This window comes from Streptomyces qinglanensis (assembly GCF_900111245.1).
Taxonomy (GTDB): domain Bacteria; phylum Actinomycetota; class Actinomycetes; order Streptomycetales; family Streptomycetaceae; genus Streptomyces; species Streptomyces qinglanensis.
On record NZ_FOGO01000011.1, the window covers coordinates 227473 to 243830 of the forward strand.

Sequence of the window (16358 nt, forward strand, 5' to 3'; positions counted from 1 at the left end):
CGGGGCCTCAGCGCCCGCGGCGGGTGCGGGTGCGGGTGGTACGGGTGCGGGTGCGGGTGGTACGGGTGCGGATGCGGGTGAAGTCGCCGCGCAGGACGCGCCCGGTGAGCGTCTCCTCGGTCAGCGAGCCGTAGCCGGTGGCGGCCCACAGGCTGTGCTCGGGCGGGACCTCGAAGTACGGAACCCGGCGGCCGTCGTGCTGGTGGGTGAGGACCTCCGGCGCGCGGCGCGCGGACACCGCCGCGGAGCAGTCCCGGCACGCGGCGACGCGCAGGGCCTCGCGGCGGCCCAGCGGGCGCCAGCGGATCCGCTCGGCGGCGGCACCGTGCAGCGGGTCGAAGAAGCACAGCGGCAGTGTCGGTGCCGCGGCCCGGGCCTTGCGGCGGCTGCGGGAAGCCGGTTCGGAGCGCACCAGCGCGTCCCGGCCCTCGTGCAGGAGCGCGAGAACGCCCGCGAGGTCGGGGGTGTCGCGGGCCCCGTCCAGCACGGTGCACGCCGCGGCGTAGGCGTCCAGGGAGAGCTGGAGCAGATCGCTGTCGGCGTGCTCGCCCGGCTCGTGGGCGAGCAGCTTCTCGTTGTACGCGAGGAGTTCGCGCTGGGCGCGCTTGCGCAGGTCGCGCACGCCCGCCGTGCGCGCGGTGGCGAAGACGGAACGCGGCGAGGTGAACGGCGCCCGCGCCGAGGTCCGCGCGCGCCGCCGCACGGTGCGGAAGACCAGCACCGCGGCGGCGAGCACCACCACCGCCGACCCGATCAGCACTCCGAGCAGCAGCGGGGAGGGGCCACCGGCCGCGCCGTCGCCGTCCCCACCGGCGTCGTCCCCACCGGCGTCGTCCCCACCGGCGTCGTCCCCACCGGCGTCGTCCCCACCGGCGTCGTCCCCGCCGGCGTCGTCCCCGCCGCCGTCGCGGTCCGCCGGGTCGTCGTCGTGCAGGTCCGCGGTGGCTTTCTCGTACTGCTTCTCGCCGTCGCCGGACCACACGATCTCCAGCGCGCGGGAGAACTTGGCGTAGAGGCTCCGGTCCTTCATGTCGTCCTGGTGGCCGACCGCGGCGACCCCCCAGAACGCCTGGTACTGGCCGTCGCGGGGGAACTCGTAGCCGTTCAGAAAGCCCTCGTCGGTGCTGAGGGTCATGTAGACGGTCTTCTTCTTCGCGCCCTCCGCCATCCGGTAGCGCACGACGTCGACCATCTTCTCCGGGTCGCCGCCCCACGCGTCGCCGGAGATGAGCGGGACGACGACGACCCGGACGGGCAGGCCCGACTTTTCGATCTTCGCGGCCAGTCGGCGCTGCTCGTCGGGCGGGAACGCCGACCGGTAGGCGGGGTCCACGTACACGGGCGAGGTGCGCAGCCCGTCGGCTATCCGCTGCCCCGCGGAACCGGCGTCGGAGGCCGCGGCCGGATCGTCGTCGGCCCGAGCCGGTGCCCCGGCGGCGAGCGCGAGCGCCAGTGCGGCGGCGAGGGGCAGCAGGACGGCGGCGAGGAACCGGGCCGGGCCCGCCGCGGACGCGGACCGTGCGCCACGCGCGGCGCGTCGTTCAGTGGACACCCAACTGCTCCCGGACTCGGCGGACTATCAGATCGGCGGTCAGCTCCGCGCTGCGGCCGGTGCCCTGGGCGGCGAGCGGACCGGGGAGGCGGTGGTAGGGCTCGTACGGTGCGGAGCGTGCCGCGCCGGGTACGGGCAGGCACAGCAGCCGCGTCGCCACGGTCTCGGCGGCCCGCGCGGGCGGTGAGCCGCCCGTCGGCAGGGCGGCACGGCAGTCGGCGCAGAGCGGGCGGGGCCGTGGCGCGCCGGTCTCACCGGGGAGTTTCAGCCGCCCGGTCGCGGACGCGGGTCCGTGCAGCGGGTCGAGGGTGCACAGCCGGATCCGGTCGGTGCCACGGGCCCGGGGTCCGGCGCCCCGAGCCGGGTGTCCGGTGCCGCGGCCCGGGGGTCCGGTGCCGCGCTCCAGCAGGGCGCGGCCGGTGCGGATCAACGCGAGACCGGCGGCGAGGGTGGGCGCGTCGGCGGCGGCGTCCACCCGGTTGTCGCCCTCCTGGTCGAGGAGGAGGGTCGCGGCGTCGAGGCAGTCCCAGACCTGGGCGCGCACCGCGTCGGGCAGTCTGTCCGAGGCCGCTTCGAACGCGTCGTTCAGCGCGCCGAGTTCCTGCCGTGCCGTCCGGCGCAGCCGCCCGGCCGGGAGGCGCGCGGGGAGCTGCGGCGGGGGACCGTCCGCGCCGCTCACGCGGGCGGCGGCGGATGCGGGCCGGATCGCGCTGCGTATCCGTCCGGCGGCGGCGAGACCGGCGGCCGTCACCCCGAAGGCGGCAGCGGCACCGACCACCCCCATCAGCAGTCCGGGCGCGAAGTCCCCCGCATAGAGCGAGGGCAGTACGTCCTCGGTCACCGCGTCGTCCGCAGCCGGCGGTTCCAGGTAGGGGCGTCCGGGCGGGGCCTGCGGGGCGCGGCCGACGGCCCGGAGCGCGCTGTCCAGCCGCTGGTAGAGCCCCTCGCCCGCGGAGTCCTCCGTGCCGTCCCCGCCGAAGCGCAGGTCCTCCGTGGCGTCCTGGAGCGCCGCGCTGTCCAGTCGGGCGCCGTGGTTGACGAGTTCGAGCTCACCGTTCCCGGAGGCGTCCGCGATCATGTAGAGGCCGTCGCCGTCCTTCCCCAGCCGGCCCCGCAGCCGCTCGTGCAGCCGCTGGGCGAGGCGTGCGCCGTCCCCGGCCGACTCGTCCGCGGTGACGAGGGGGACGACGGCGACCCGGACCGGAACGTCCAGGCGCGCCACCCGCTCCCGCAGCCGGTCGAGTTGAGTCCGGCTCAGCAGCCCGGCTGCGAGCGGGTCGACGTAGACGGGGTCGGCGCGCAGCCCCTCGGCGACCCGCACGGTCCTGGCGCGCAGGTCGGCGGCGGTGGGCGGCTGGTCGGCGTCCGAGCGGGTGTCGTCGAGGACGAGCGGCGCACCGGCGCCGACCACCAGGGCCGCCCCGGCGGCGACGGGCACCAGCAGCCGGAGCCGCGGCCCCTTCCCGCCCCGCAGGCGCCGGATGTACCAGCCGGTGGCGACCAGGAACACCGGTACCCCGGTGAGCAGGATGCCGGTGAGGAAGCCCTGGTTCTCGCGGTCGGTGCGGCCGGTGTGGAGCTTGTCCGGCTCCTCCCCGGCCCGGCTCGCCGCCAGTCCCCGCGCGGCGCGCCGCACCGCGTCGCCGGACCGCAGCACCTCGACGAAGTGCCGGAACGTCTCCAGGGTGCCCGCGTCGTAGGGCAGTTCGAAAGTGGTCGCCATGGCCGCGTCCCGGGCCGGTACGTCCACCCCGAACGTCTCGGTGCGCGGGCTCCCGCCGTCCTCGCCGAGCAGGACGTAGAGCCCGTCCTTGCCGAGCCGGTCGTGCACGGCCGCCAGCAGTCCCACGTCACGCGCGGCCCCGGACCCGGGCAGCACCAGCACGTACGTCGGCACGCCGGTGCGCTTCGCCGCCTCCGCGAAGGCGGGCCGGGCGGAGAGCGGGTTGGTGCGCGGAAGCTGGTCGGAGAGGTGGACGGGGTTCTCGCGCAACTGCTCGGCCAGGTAGACGGCGGGCGGCGCCGGTCCGTCCGCGGCCGCCGCGGCCCCGGTGGCCGGCCCCAGCCCGGCTGCTGCCGCCGCCAGCAGCACGGCTGCGCTCCGCACCCGCCACCGCGCGCGGTGTCCCACCCTCCTGGCCATCCGCGTCCCCCGCTTCCGACACCCTCTCCGGCCCGCACCATCCTGCCGGGTGACGCACCGTGAGCACATCCGCCTCACGCGTACACCCGTTCGCATCCGACACCAGAGGGCTCTCCCGCAGGGCTCGGCGCATCACTCGGCGCATCCGCCGTACGACTGCGTCAGCCGTACGGCTCGTCAGCCGTCGGCGCTCCGGCACGAGGCACGGCGACGGTCCGGAGCGCCGTCACGCGCGCTCGAACCGCCACCGGTGCACCGGGCGGGCGGACAGCTCCGGCGGAGGGTCGGGCAGTTCGGGGACGTCGGCGTCGTATCCGCCGGTCCAGCAGGTGATGACCAGGACCCGGTCGCCGGGGGCCGTGAAGTGTTCGCGGCGTTCGCAGCGGGCGTCCGCGGGCAGTTCCCGGCCGCGGACCCAGGAGAGCAGGTCGGGCCCGCGGCCGGGAGCGGCTTTGGCCTCCCACATGAGAGCGACGGTGGGCATCAGGCGTAGAGGTTCTTCCTGCTCAGCTCGTGCACGTGGTCGTGGTCGTGATCGTCGTGGTCATGGTCGTGGTCGTGGTCCGAGGCCGCCGACGGGTCCGGCACGTGCGGTTCCGTCACCGGGAGCGAGGAGTCCGCGGGCAGGTCCCAGGCGGAGGCGGCGCGGTTGCGGGCCACCATCTCGGCGCCGAGCGCCGCCACCATGGCGCCGTTGTCGGTGCACAGCTTGGGCCGGGGCACCCGCAGCGTGATGCCCGCATCCGCGCACCGCTCCTCGGCCATGGCCCGCAGCCGGGAGTTGGCCGCGACCCCGCCGCCGATCATCAGGTGGTCCACGCCCTCGTCCCGGCAGGCGCGCAGGGCCTTGCGGGTCAGCACATCGGTGACGGCCTCCTGGAAGGAGGCGGCGACGTGGGCGACGGGCACCTCCTCGCCCGCGTTCCGCTTCGCCTCGATCCAGCGGGCGACGGCCGTCTTGAGGCCGGAGAAGGAGAAGTCGTAGGGCGCGTCGCGCGGTCCGGTCAGCCCGCGCGGGAAAGCGATGGCCGCCGGGTCGCCCTCCTTCGCGTACTTGTCGATCACCGGGCCGCCGGGGAAGCCGAGGTTGAGCACCCGGGCGACCTTGTCGAACGCCTCGCCCGCCGCGTCGTCGATGGTGGAGCCCAGCGGCCGGACGTCGGCGGTGATGTCGGGCGCCAGCAGCAGCGACGAGTGGCCGCCGGAGACCAGCAGCGCCATCGTGGGCTCGGGCAGCGCGCCGTGTTCGAGCTGGTCGACGCAGATGTGCGAGGCCAGGTGGTTGACGCCGTAGAGCGGCTTGCCCAGCGCGTACGCGTACGCCTTCGCCGCCGAGACACCGACCAGCAGCGCCCCGGCGAGCCCCGGGCCCGCCGTCACCGCGATGCCGTCGAGGTCGGTGGCGGCGACCCCGGCCTGCTCCAGCGCGCGGTCGATCGTCGGCACCATCGCCTCCAGGTGCGCCCGGCTGGCGATCTCGGGGACGACGCCGCCGAATCGCGCGTGGGTGTCCACGCTGGAGGCGATGGCGTCGGCCAGCAGCGTGTGACCGCGCACGATTCCGACGCCGGTCTCGTCGCAGGAGGTCTCGATGCCGAGAACGAGCGGTTCGTCAGCCATGGCTCTTCGTTCCTTGGTGCGGATGGGGGTCGGGGTGCGGAAGGGTGTTCGCGGGGGCGTCCCCCGAGGTGTCGGCAGCGGCCGCGTACACGGCGGGGTCGGCCAGCCGCATCACCAGCGCGTCGGTACCGGTGGGCTGGTAGTAGCCGCGCCGGATGCCGATGGGCACGAAGCCGAAGCGCTCGTACAGGCGCTGCGCGGGCGCGTTGTCCACCCGCACCTCGAGCAGCACCTCCGCGCACTCGAAGTCCGTGGCGGCCTGCAGCAGCGCCCGCAGCAGCCGCGCGCCGAGGCCGGTGCCCCGGTGGCCGGGCAGCACGCCGATGGTCTGGATGTCCCCGGTGCCGCCGACGGCCGCCAGGCCGCCGTAGCCGACGAGGCTGCCCGCAGGACCGGCCGCCGCGCCCGGGGACAGGGCCGCGTCCTCCGCGACCAGGTAGCGCCGGGTGGCGTCCGCTCCCCGCGCGTACGCCAGCTCGGACCAGAACATCCCGGCCGACCAGGCGTCCTCCGGGAAGAGCTGCTGCTCCAGCGCGAGCACGGGCTCGATGTCCCACCAGCGCATCTCGCGCAGTCCGACGCGGCTCTCCCCGCCCTCCGGGCCCTCCGCCCGCGCGGGGCCGAAGCCGTGGTCGGCGGCTTGGCCGGGGGCTTGGGCTGCTGCTTGGTCTGCGGCTCGGTCTGCAGCGTGGTCGGCTTGGTCGGCGGCGCTCACCGCGGGGTGACCACCTTGTAGTTGGCGGGCACCTGCGCGTCGGGCCGCCGCAGATACAGCGGACGGGGCGGCAGCAGCTCCTCGCCACGCGCCAGCCGTTCGGCCGCGAGCCGGGCGAGCGCGGCGGCCGACTGATCGGCGGGCAGGTCGTGGCGTACGCCCCGGAAGACCGACTCGTACAGCACCGCGCCCGCGCCGACCGCGGGCAGGGCACCGATCCCCTCCTCGCGGGCCTCGATCTCCGCGGGCCGGTCCACCGCCGGGTCGGTGCTGCGGGTGCGCGCGTCGGCGTACCGGGCCCAGTAGACCTCCTTGCGGCGCGCGTCGGTCGCGACGACGAACGGCTCCGCCAGGCCCGAGGCGTACGCGATGCCGTCGAGCGTGCACACGCCGTGCACCCGCTGGCCCAGCGCCGCCGCGAACGCCTCCGCGGTCGCCAGGCCGACCCGCAGCCCGGTGTAGGGGCCCGGTCCGACGCCGACCACCACGTCGGTGACCTCGGCCAGCTTCCGGCCGGCCTCCGCCAGCACCGCGTCCACGCAGGGCAGCAGCAGTTCGCCGTGGCGGCGGGCGTCGACCTGATGGGCGGAGGCGAGCGTGCGGTCGCCGTCCGCGTCGTGGAGTGCGACGGTGACGGCGGGTGTGGCGGTATCCAGCGCGAGCATCAACACCCGACCAGCCTACGGCGCCCGCGCGGCCCGCTCTCACCCGCGCGGGCCCGCCATCCCCTGCCCGGCGGCCGGGCAGGGCCGTACACCGGAGGTCTCCGCCCGGTGACGCGCCGGTGACGCATCGGTGCGTCACCGGCGCGTCACCGGCGCGGAACCAGGTGCTTCACCGGGTGCGTCGTCGCGTTCCCGCGCCCTTCGGCACGGTTCCCGCGCCCGTCGGCGCCTCCGTGCACCCCGGCGTCCTGCCGGTGGTCGCGGGCTTCTCCCCGCGCACTGTTCCCCTCGCCGGTCCCCGCGTTGCCCTTCGCGTCGGTCCTCGCGTTGCCCTCCGCGTCGGTCCTCGCGTTGCCCTTCCCCTCGTCGATCCCCTCGTCGATCCCCTCATCGTTCCGCTCGTCCTTCCGCTCGTCCTTCCGCTCGTCGTTGCCCCCGCTGTTTCCCTCGTTCGTGGCTCCCTCGCCGAACGGGACATCGGAGCCGGTCAGCTCGGCGCGGATGCCCTCCTTGGCCACCGAGATGCCGCGCAACCGCACGTCACCGGGCAGCTCGGGCAGCGTGACGCGAAGGGCGAGCTTGTCCGCGAGCTTCGGCTCCTCGATCTTCTTGAGGGCCGCCACCAGGGCCGGATCGATCCCCGCCTTCTCCAGCAGCTTCGGATGCCGCACGGCGACATCGAGCAGGTTGAGCCGCATCACCTTGTCCACGAAGTCCGGTGTCCCCGTCACCCGGCTCAGCTCCCGGTCGCTGTGCCGAGCCTGACGCGCCTGCTCGGGCGTCATGCCGAACCGCCGCGCGATGGACCGCACCCCGAACAGGGCCCGCGCCTTGTCGCGGTCGTGCCGGATGCGCTCGGCCAGCGGACGGGAGAGCCGCAGTCCCGCGTCCTCGCCGGTGCCCGGGGTGAAGCTGAACAGCTTGGGGACGACCAGCCGCATGTCGTCCACCGTGGTGCCCACACCGTGATCGCCGGTACGGGCGAGGTGGGCGCGGGCCCGCACCTTGACCTCGGTGCCCGCGACGGGCAGGTCGCCCGCCGCCAGCACGGTGTGCGGACCGCCCGGGGTGAACGACACCTGCGAGGTGCCCAGTTCACGGTCCAGGTCGTCGAAGTCGAGCAGCACGTCGCCCTTCATCCGGCCGAGCACCGCGCCGCGCACGGACGAGGGCGCGTCACCGATGATCCGCACATCCTCGACCCGGCCGCTGACCTGGGCCACCGAGACCCGGCCCGCGGGCACATCGGGAATCGCCACCTCCACGTCGTCCAGCCGGTTCCGCGCCACCTGGGTGAGGAAGGGGAAGCCGTTGATGTGCACTTCGGGGCGGGCGTGCAGCTTCAGCGCGCTCTGGACCTGGTCGGCGGCCTTGCCCTCGGCGTAGAGCGCCGCCCAGCGGTCGGCGACCCCGAGGAAGGCCAGCAGCGCGCAGCAGGCGACGCCGAGCTTGACGGTGCGGGACAGCCGGGAGCGGCGACGCCTGCGGACGGCCCGCAGATATGGCATCCGGTCCTCGTAGGCGGGCTCGTCGTAGTCGGAGCGCAGGCCGAGGCCCCGCAGTCCGCCCTCGTACGGTTCCTCGGACCCGGGGTCCGCCGCGGCGGACCCCGCCACGCCGTACCCGCCGTACCCGCCCTGCCCGCCGTCCGCGCTCCCCGTACCGTCCCCGAGCGCCTCGTACGGGTTGGGGGCGGGGGTGGCGGGCGGAGCGGTGTCCGCCGGGGCCAGCGACGCCAGTTCGTCGTAGGGGTTGGCCGGAGCGTGGGGGTGCTCCGGACCGCCGTCCCGTCCCTGGAGGCCGCTCCCGCCCCGGCCGGCCGGGGACCGGTCCCGGTGCACCCGGAACTCGCCCTGCTGGTCCTGGGGTTCGGGAACTTTCGGTAGGGGGGTTGTGGAGTTTGTCGATGAACCGTGGGGGGTCATCGGCTCATGCGAACACAAGCGCGGACGTTACTCCAAGTTCCTCCCTCCACCGCCCAGCGTTCCTCCCTCCACCGCCCAGCGTTCCTCCCTCCGCCGCCCAGTGCTCCTCCCTCCGCCGCCCAGCGTTCCTCCCCGCATCGCCCAGCGGCTCCTCCTCCCCCTCGCCCGGCGTTCCTCCCTCCGCTGTCCCGCGCTGCTCCCTGCCCCTCTTCGACCGCTGCCCACCGGCCCTGTGCTCCGCCCCGAACCGTGCGCGGCGCACCTGCTGCTACCGTCGACCCGAAGTCGGCTCCCGGACGGGTCGGACGGCAGTCCGCCGCAGGAGCACGCGGGCAGGAGAGGTGGCAGCGCACGGTGGCACGCAGCAGCGGCAGCAGCGCCGGGGTGATCGTGGCCGGGCTGACGGCGGCGGCACTCGCCGTGGTCGGCTTCTTCGCATACCAGGCGTCGGCCGCCCAGGACCGCGCCGAGAAGCCGTCCGCCACGAAGTCGGCCAAGCCCTCCCCCGGCGCCTCGGACGGGAAGAACCGCACCCCCGCCGAGGACACCGCGCTGCCCGGCGACTCCGGCCACGGCCATCGCGTCGTCTACGCGCTGAAGCGGCAGCGGGTGTGGCTGGTCGGCAAGAACGGCAAGGCCGGCAGGACCTTCGAGGTCTCCCCCAGCACCGTCGACCCCGAACCGGGCGCCTACAAGGTCACCTCGCGCGCCTCCCATGTGACCGGCTCGGACGGAGTTCCGGTCGAGAACGTGGTGCGGTTCGCCGACGTGGACGGCGTCACGGTCGGCTTCAGTGCGGCACTCGACGGCTCGACGCCCACGCCGGACGCCTCCCGCAGGACGGGCGGCATCCGCGAGCAGCGCGACGACGGTGAGGCGCTGTGGCTGCACGCGCCCATCGGCACCCGCGTCGTGGTCGTGCGCTGACGCCGCACGCCTCCGGCACCCTCCGACGTTGCCGGGCACCGGGCCCGTGACGTACGGCTGCGGTGCTCCGGGCTCCCCGGATACGCTCTCGGCGCTCGCGAGGCGCAGCCCTCAGCGGCGCCCGGAAGGCGCCTGCCCGGAACCGGAAGGTGCGCGCCCGGCCGGGGCGGCCTCCTCGTCCGGAGTCCCGGTGTCCGACGGCGGGCTGGAGACGGCGGCCGCGGCGGCGCAGGACGCGAGCAGTTCACTCATGGGCGGCGTGCCGTGCGGGGTGTGTCCACCGGCGGACGCCGACTCGTCCCGCGCAGGCGCGTGCGGCGCCCGCGCCGCTCGCTGCTGAGGCTGCTGTGCGGTCATGGCTCCTCCAGGGGCGTCGGCACGGTGGCACTTAGGCATACCTAACCGTGCTCTCACCTCCCATGGGACCACGGCCCGCGCCGACCGCGCAACATCTTGCCGACACCGTGTCGGCACACCTGGGGGGGGCCGGAACCGGGCGCCGGACGGCTACCCGAGGGCTCCGAAGTCCTCCGCAGCCCAGCGCGGTCCGACCCCCACGAGAGTGACCGTCCGCACGTCCTCGGCCGCCTCCGGGCCGGAGTCGCCGACGCCGTCGCCGGAGCGCTCGGCCCCCTCGCCGGACGGCGCGTCCTGGCCCGTCGCGCGGGTGAGGACGACGTGCAGACGCTGCTCGGTGAGCTCCTCGACCTTGCCCTCGCCCCACTCCACGACGACCACCGAATCCGGCAGCGAGACGTCCAAGTCCAGGTCCTCCATCTCCTCCAGGCCGCCGCCCAGCCGGTAGGCGTCCACGTGCACCAGCGGCGGACCGTCCGCCAGCGGCGGGTGCACGCGGGCGATGACGAAGGTGGGCGAGGTCACGGCGCCGCGCACGCCCAGACCCTCGCCCAGGCCGCGTGTCAGGGTGGTCTTCCCGGCACCGAGTTCACCCGTCAGGAGGACGAGGTCACCGGCGCGCAGCAGTCCGGCCAGCCGCAGGCCGAGCGCCCGCATGGCGTCGGCCGTCGGCACGGTGAACGTGGTCTCGTTGCGCGGGCCGTCCGCAGCACCGTCGGTGCTGCCGGTGCTGCCGGTGCTGCCGGTGCTGCCGGTGCCGTCAGCGCCGGTGCGGTCGCCGGGGGGAGCCTGCGGAGGCGGAGCGGGATGCTGGTCGTGCGGTGCTTCCATGGGTCCGGATGGTACGCGCCAGCAACTCGGCCAGGTGCTCGTTCACCGGCTCGGGACGCTCCAGCATGGCCAGGTGACCGGTCGCCTCCAGGAGCACGTACGCGGCGCCCGGCAGCGCCACCACGATCCGCTCGCTGTGCTCGCTCGGCGTCATCAGGTCGCGGTCCCCGGCCAGCACCAGCGCAGGGCGGTCGGCGAAGGCGGACAGCGCGGCGGTCTTCTCGTGCTCGGCGAAGGCGGGATAGAACTCCGCGACGACATCCACCGGCACGGACTCGATCAGCCGCTCCGCGAACCGCGCCACCCCCGGGTCCACCTCGCGCGGGCTGCCGAACGAGTACCGCTTGACCACCCCGGCGAACAGATCGGCGGTGACCCGGCGGCCGCGCTCGACCAACTCGGACTGGGCCGCCAGCGCGCGGAGCACCCCCGGCACCACCCGGCGCACGGTCCGCACCCCGGCGGCCGGCAGACCGTAGGTCACCTCGCCGAGCCCGCCCGCGCTGGTGCCCAGCAGCGCCACGCCCGCCACGCGCTCGGCGACGTACTCCGGGTACTGCTCGGCCAGCGCCATCAGCGTCATCCCGCCCATCGAATGACCCACCAGCACTACCGGCCCCTCGGGTGCGGCGGCGTCGAGGACGGCCTTCAGGTCGCGTCCCAGCAGGTCGATGGAGACCGGCTCGCCGGCCGCGGCCCGCGCGGAGCGGCCGTGACTGCGCTGGTCCCAGTAGACGCACCGCACCGCGCCGCGCAGCGCGGCCCGCTGGAAGTGCCACACGTCCTGGCTGAGGCAGTAGCCGTGCGAGAACACCACGGTCAACGGCGCGCTGCCCGATCCGCCCCGGCCCCGCACCAGTTCCACCAGCCGCGACCAGTACCCGGCCACCGGCCCCGCAGCGCCCTCGGCCGCGCCCCGGCCCCGCCCCGACGCCGGCTGCGCCTCGGGCAGCGGGACCGGGCCGACCTCGGGACCGCCCAGCCCGTCGCCGGACCCGGCGGCGGGCGCCGCGGGGTCCGTGCGCGGGAGCGGGAAGTCGGCGGGCTCGTCGATCTCGTAGTACAGCTCCGTGCCGTCCGCGGACCGGGCCCGGCCGGGAGTCCCCCGCAGCGTGCCGTAGGGCCCCGCGGCGTCCAGCGCCAGCCGGGCCTTGCGGCGTACGGAACGGTGCACGGTGAGACGTTCGAGCGCGACCCCGGCCGCGACGGCCCCGAGGGCGGCACCCGCGACGCCCGCCCGGCGGGTCCAGCTCCCGCCGCCGGACGCGCCGGACGCGCCGCCGACAACCGCCCCGACCGCGTCCCGTGTGCTGCTGCTGTCGCTCATGACCGCCCCCGTCCGTCCCGTCAGCCCGGTTCCGTCCCGTCCGTCACCGGTGTCCGCGGCCGACCGCCGTGCCGCTGCCCGGCTCAGCCCCCGGCCTGCTCATCGGCCCGCTCATCGGCCCGCTCATTGGCGTATACCCGGGGTACCCGCGCGCTGATCCGGGTGACGATCTCGTAGGAGATGGTGCCCGCCGCGCGGGCCCAGTCCTCGGCGGTCGGCTCGCCCGCGTCGCCGGGGCCGAAGAGGACGGCCCGGTCACCCGCCGCCGCCTCGTCGCCGCCCAGGTCGACGACGAACTGGTCCATGGCCACCGTGCCGGCGACCATGCGCCACTTCCCCGCGACCAGCACCGGACCCGTCCCGGACGCGTGCCGGGGCAGGCCGTCGCCGTAGCCGAGCGGAACCAGCCCCAGGGTCGTCTCACCCGGGGTGGTGTAGGCGTACCCGTAGCCGACCCCGTGGCCGCCGGGCACCTGCTTGACCAGCGCCAGCGAGGCGCTGAGCGTCATCGCCGGGCGCAGTCCGAGGCTGTCGGCCGTACCGACCTGCGGCGACGGTGAGAGGCCGTAGACGGAGACGCCGGTACGGACGAGGTCGAAGTGCGACTCGGGCAGGGTGAGGGTCGCGGGAGAGTTCGCGTGGTGCCGCACCTCGGGGTCGAGCCCGGCGCGCTCCGCGACCGCGACGGCCTCCCGGAAGGCGTCGAGCTGCGCGGCGTTGGCGGGGTGGCCCGGTTCGTCGGCGCAGGCGAAGTGCGCCCACACCCCGGTGACCCGCAGCGCGCCCTCCGCCTCGGCCGCCCGCGCCGCCGCCACCAGCCGCGGCCAGTCGGCGGGCTGGCAGCCGTTGCGCCCGAGCCCGGTGTCCACCTTGAGATGCACCCGCGCGGTGCGCCCGGCCGCGCGGGCCGCCGCCACGATCTCGTCCAGCGCCCAGTGGCTGCTCGCCGAGACGTCGATGTCCCGTTCGACGGCCTCCTGCCACGGGCCGCCCGGCGTCCACAGCCAGCACATCAGCCGGCCGGTGTCCCCGGCGTCCCGCAGCGCGAATGCCTCCTGCGGGGTGGCGGCCCCCAGCCAGCCCGCCCCGGCCTGCCGTGCGGCCCGGGCGCAGCGCACCGCGCCGTGCCCGTAGCCGTCCGACTTGACCACGGCCATCAGCTCGGCCCGCGGCGCGTAGCCGCGCAGGGTCCGCACGTTGTCCCGCACGGCGCCGAGATCGATCTCGGCACACGCCCGGCCGGACTCGGCGGGGGGCCCGCCGGGACGCGGGGCCGAGGCCCGCGCGCGCCGGCCGGACGGAGGTCCGCTCCCGTCGCGCCCGGCAGCCGCGCGTCCGGCGCCGGCGTCGTCCGCGCCGGGGACGGGCAGGTGGGTGGGGTGGGACACCTGTGGCACGTCGTTCACGGGTTCAGTGTCGCAGGTGCCCGAACCGGCGCGGCGCTCAGTGGCCGGCCGCACCGTCGATGCGTTCGCGCAGCAGGTCGGCGTGGCCGCAGTGGCGCGCGTACTCGCCGATCTGGTGCAGGAGCACGCGGCGGACCGAGACGGGGTCGCCGGTGCGCGCGTGCGTACCGGTCGCGTCCAGGTCCCTGGCGGCGACGATCTCGCGGGAGCGCTCGCACTCGGCACGCCACACCGCCAGCGCTTCGGCCGGATCGCCTCCCAGGGAGTCGAAGTCCTGGTCGGGGTCGTCGTCCGAGTAGTACAGCAGCGGCACGTCCTCCCCGGCGAGTTGGATGCGGAACCACCAGCGCTCCACCCCCGCCAGGTGCCGCAGCAGCCCGTGCAGGGTCAGCCCCGAGGGCGGTACCGCACGCTCCGAGAGCGCCTCGGCCGGCACACCCGTGCACTTGAGCAGCAGTGTCTCCCGGTAGTGGTCGAGATAGCGGGTCAGCAGCTCCCGCTCGTCGCCCACCAGCGGCAGCGGTTCCCGTGTGTCGTCCGCCCATGGCACGGAGAATGCGGTCGGCATCGCGCCCGCGGCGCTCTGTTCGCTCATGTCCGGAGTGTGGCAGCGCCCACTGACAGTGCGGGCCGGCGTCCCCGGCGGGGCCTGCCGGGCACCCGCGGAGACGCCCTGTCGGTCCGTCGGCGGAGAGCCCTCCCCGGGCAGCGAAAAGGCGTTGCCGGGCTCTGCACGGGTTCGGACAATGGCCCCGTGACGTGGACCATTGAACCCGAACCCGTGCAGAGCCCGGCCGCGGTCGCCACAGTGCGCACCTACATCGGCGAGATCGCGGGCCGGTACTACGGCCGCCCCGCGACCGAGCAGGAGATCGACGCGGCGCTGGCCGCGGAGCCGGACGACGCACTCACCCCGCCCGCGGGAGCCTTCCTGCTGGCCCGCGGGCACGCCGACGGCGCCGTCGCCGGCTGTGCGGCCGTCCTGATGATGACGCCCACGACGGCCGAACTGCGCCGCATCTGGGTCGCCCCGCACGCCCGCAAGGGGGGCCTGGGCAAGCTGCTGGTCGACACCGCCGAGCGCACCGCGGCGCGGATGGGTGCCGCCACGGTGCGGCTGGACACCCGGCACGACCTGGTGGAGGCCAGGCGGCTGTACGCGCGGCTCGGGTACGAGGAGATCGCCCCGTTCAACGACTCGCCCTACGCGGACCACTGGTTCGGCAAACAGCTCACCCCGGCGCCCGTACCGCCGCAGGAGCGGACGGCCGTCCCGGAGTAGACCGCCTCGACCGGCCCCGGCGCCCCGAACGGGCCGCGGCGCCGTGCCCGGCGCCCGGCACCGCGGCGCGGCAGACGGCTCAGCGCCTCAATCCCCCCGCAGGACGTCCTGCCACGCGGGGGCCAGCGCCTCGGCGAGGTCCGTCGCGGCGGGCGGGTCGGTGGCCAGCCGGCCGGCGAGGCCGTGCAGATAGGCGGCGGCGGAGGCGGCGTCGAGGGCGGGGAGTCCGGCGGCCAGCAGTCCGCCGGCCAGCCCGGTGAGCACATCGCCGCTGCCCGCCGTCGCCAGCCACCCCGTACCGGTCGCATTCACCCTCACGGGGGACGTCGGGGCGTCGTCGGTCCCGGGTGGTTCGGCGACCAGCGTCGTGGAGCCCTTGAGCAGCACGGTGGCCCCGGTGCGCCGGGCCAGCTCGCGCACCGCCGCCAGCCGCCCCGCCTCGACCTCCTCGCGGGCCGTGCCGAGCAGCGCCGCGGCCTCCCCGGCGTGCGGCGTCAGCAGGGTGGGGGCGGTGCGGGCGCGCACCGCGTCCGGGTCCATCAGCCGCAGCCCGTCCGCGTCCACGAGCACGGGGACATCCCCGGCCAGCACCTCGTCGACAGCCTGCCGGGCGGCCGGTTCGTCGCCCAGCCCGGGGCCGACGGCCCACGCCTGCACCCGCCCGGCGTGCCCGGGCGGCCCCTCCGAGACCAGGGTCTCCGGATAGCGGGAGACCACCGCCTCCGTGCCCGGCCCCACGTACCGCACCGCGCCGGCGCCACTGCGCAGCGCCCCGGAGACGGCCAGCACGGCGGCCCCCGGATAGCGGCCGGAGCCCGCGACGACGCCGACGACGCCGCGCCGGTACTTGTCGCTCTCCGCCTGCGGCCTCGGCAGCAGGCGGGCCACGTCGGCGTGCTGCAGCGCCTCCACCTCCGGGACGGCCGGCAGGTGCGGCTCCAGACCGATGTCGATCAGCCGGACGGCGCCGGCCAGTTCCCGGGCCGGATCGACCAGCAGGCCCGGCTTGTACGCGCCGAAGGTGACCGTCGCCCCGGCGGGCAGCACCGGGCCCGGCACCTCGCCGGTGTCGGCGGCCACCCCGCTGGGCAGATCGACGGCGACGACCGGCACCCCCGCCTCCCGCACCAGGTCGGCCAGTTCGACAGCGGCGGGCCGCAGTCCGCCCGTGCCACCGATCCCGACGATCCCGTCCAGCACCAGGTCCGCGCGGGCCAGCACGTGAGCCACCGGCGCGGCGACGCCCTCCACCACCGCACCCGGCGCGGGCAGCACCCGCCCCCCGGCGGCCCGCAGCGCGGTCAGCCCGCCCTCGTGCGCGCGTTCGGGCGCCAGCAGCACCGCCGTCACCCCGGCACCGCGCCGGGCGAGCCGGGCACCCGCGAAGAGGGCGTCCCCGCCGTTGTCGCCGCTGCCGACGAGGAGCACCACCCGGGCCCCGTAGGTCCGCCCCAGCAGACCGCTGCACGCCGCCGCCAGCCCGGCGGCGGCACGCTGCATCAGCGCACCCTCCGGCAGCCGGGCCATGAGCGCCGCCTCGGCGGCACGGACGGTCTGCACCCCGTAACCAGTCCTCATGCCCCCAGTGTGGCGTGCGTCTCATCCGGT

General features: G+C 75.9%; 15 protein-coding genes. 2 read left to right on the forward strand and 13 right to left on the reverse strand.

The features are described from left to right. Positions 1-7 precede the first annotated feature (7 nt). From BMX65_RS22570 to BMX65_RS22600, 7 genes are all read right to left on the reverse strand, one after another. Positions 8-1552, reverse strand: coding sequence for a hypothetical protein (locus tag BMX65_RS22570; protein WP_075002174.1), 1545 nt, complete (start codon positions 1550-1552; stop codon positions 8-10). Then, positions 1542-3683 (reverse strand): hypothetical protein, encoded by a 2142-nt coding sequence (locus tag BMX65_RS22575; RefSeq protein ID WP_239502185.1) that lies wholly within the window; start codon positions 3681-3683, stop codon positions 1542-1544. The genes BMX65_RS22570 and BMX65_RS22575 overlap by 11 nt, the downstream gene beginning before the upstream one ends. Positions 3684-3921: 238 nt before the next feature. Continuing rightward, positions 3922-4179 carry a hypothetical protein gene (locus tag BMX65_RS22580; protein ID WP_075002175.1) on the reverse strand — a complete coding sequence of 86 codons (258 nt, stop codon included), beginning with the start codon at positions 4177-4179 and terminating at the stop codon, positions 3922-3924. Then, positions 4179-5315: a tRNA (adenosine(37)-N6)-threonylcarbamoyltransferase complex transferase subunit TsaD gene (gene tsaD, locus BMX65_RS22585; protein WP_075002176.1), complete on the reverse strand. Its 1137-nt coding sequence runs from the start codon at positions 5313-5315 to the stop codon at positions 4179-4181. Before tsaD ends, BMX65_RS22580 begins: the two co-directional genes overlap by 1 nt. After that, a complete protein-coding gene (gene rimI, locus BMX65_RS22590; RefSeq protein WP_075002234.1) occupies positions 5308-5880 on the reverse strand; it encodes a ribosomal protein S18-alanine N-acetyltransferase in 573 nt (190 codons plus the stop codon). Before rimI ends, tsaD begins: the two co-directional genes overlap by 8 nt. Positions 5881-6026: 146 nt before the next feature. Beyond that, on the reverse strand, positions 6027-6701 hold the full coding sequence (gene tsaB, locus BMX65_RS22595) for a tRNA (adenosine(37)-N6)-threonylcarbamoyltransferase complex dimerization subunit type 1 TsaB (protein WP_075002177.1): 675 nt from the start codon (positions 6699-6701) through the stop codon (positions 6027-6029). Between the two features lie 140 nt (positions 6702-6841). Further along, entirely contained in the window at positions 6842-8536 is a 1695-nt protein-coding gene (locus BMX65_RS22600; protein ID WP_075002178.1) for an LmeA family phospholipid-binding protein, read from the reverse strand. Positions 8537-8974: 438 nt separating this feature from the next. Between BMX65_RS22600 and BMX65_RS22605 the strand changes: the two genes are divergently transcribed. Next, a complete protein-coding gene (locus tag BMX65_RS22605) occupies positions 8975-9547 on the forward strand; it encodes a L,D-transpeptidase (protein ID WP_177214327.1) in 573 nt (190 codons plus the stop codon). 111 nt (positions 9548-9658) lie between these two features. Here the strand turns inward: BMX65_RS22605 and BMX65_RS22610 are convergent, their stop codons facing one another. The 5 genes from BMX65_RS22610 to BMX65_RS22630 form a co-directional block, all read right to left on the reverse strand. Then, positions 9659-9904: a hypothetical protein gene (locus tag BMX65_RS22610; protein WP_075002179.1), complete on the reverse strand. Its 246-nt coding sequence runs from the start codon at positions 9902-9904 to the stop codon at positions 9659-9661. Between the two features lie 150 nt (positions 9905-10054). Continuing rightward, the gene (gene tsaE / locus BMX65_RS22615) at positions 10055-10561 is read right to left on the reverse strand and encodes a tRNA (adenosine(37)-N6)-threonylcarbamoyltransferase complex ATPase subunit type 1 TsaE (RefSeq protein WP_075002236.1); all 507 of its coding nucleotides are present in this window, start codon (positions 10559-10561) and stop codon (positions 10055-10057) included. 103 nt (positions 10562-10664) lie between these two features. Further along, a complete protein-coding gene (locus BMX65_RS22620; protein ID WP_075002180.1) occupies positions 10665-12062 on the reverse strand; it encodes an alpha/beta fold hydrolase in 1398 nt (465 codons plus the stop codon). Between the two features lie 83 nt (positions 12063-12145). Then, complete coding sequence (alr, locus tag BMX65_RS22625; protein WP_075002237.1) at positions 12146-13285, reverse strand: alanine racemase; 1140 nt, start codon at positions 13283-13285, stop codon at positions 12146-12148. Between the two features lie 220 nt (positions 13286-13505). Beyond that, the gene (locus BMX65_RS22630) at positions 13506-14063 is read right to left on the reverse strand and encodes a DinB family protein (protein WP_075002181.1); all 558 of its coding nucleotides are present in this window, start codon (positions 14061-14063) and stop codon (positions 13506-13508) included. 159 nt (positions 14064-14222) lie between these two features. Between BMX65_RS22630 and BMX65_RS22635 the strand changes: the two genes are divergently transcribed. Further along, complete coding sequence (locus tag BMX65_RS22635; RefSeq protein WP_075002182.1) at positions 14223-14750, forward strand: GNAT family N-acetyltransferase; 528 nt, start codon at positions 14223-14225, stop codon at positions 14748-14750. Positions 14751-14837: 87 nt separating this feature from the next. Here BMX65_RS22635 and BMX65_RS22640 read toward each other — a convergent pair whose 3' ends face one another. Beyond that, the gene (locus BMX65_RS22640; protein ID WP_075002183.1) at positions 14838-16328 is read right to left on the reverse strand and encodes a bifunctional ADP-dependent NAD(P)H-hydrate dehydratase/NAD(P)H-hydrate epimerase; all 1491 of its coding nucleotides are present in this window, start codon (positions 16326-16328) and stop codon (positions 14838-14840) included. Positions 16329-16358 lie beyond the last annotated feature (30 nt).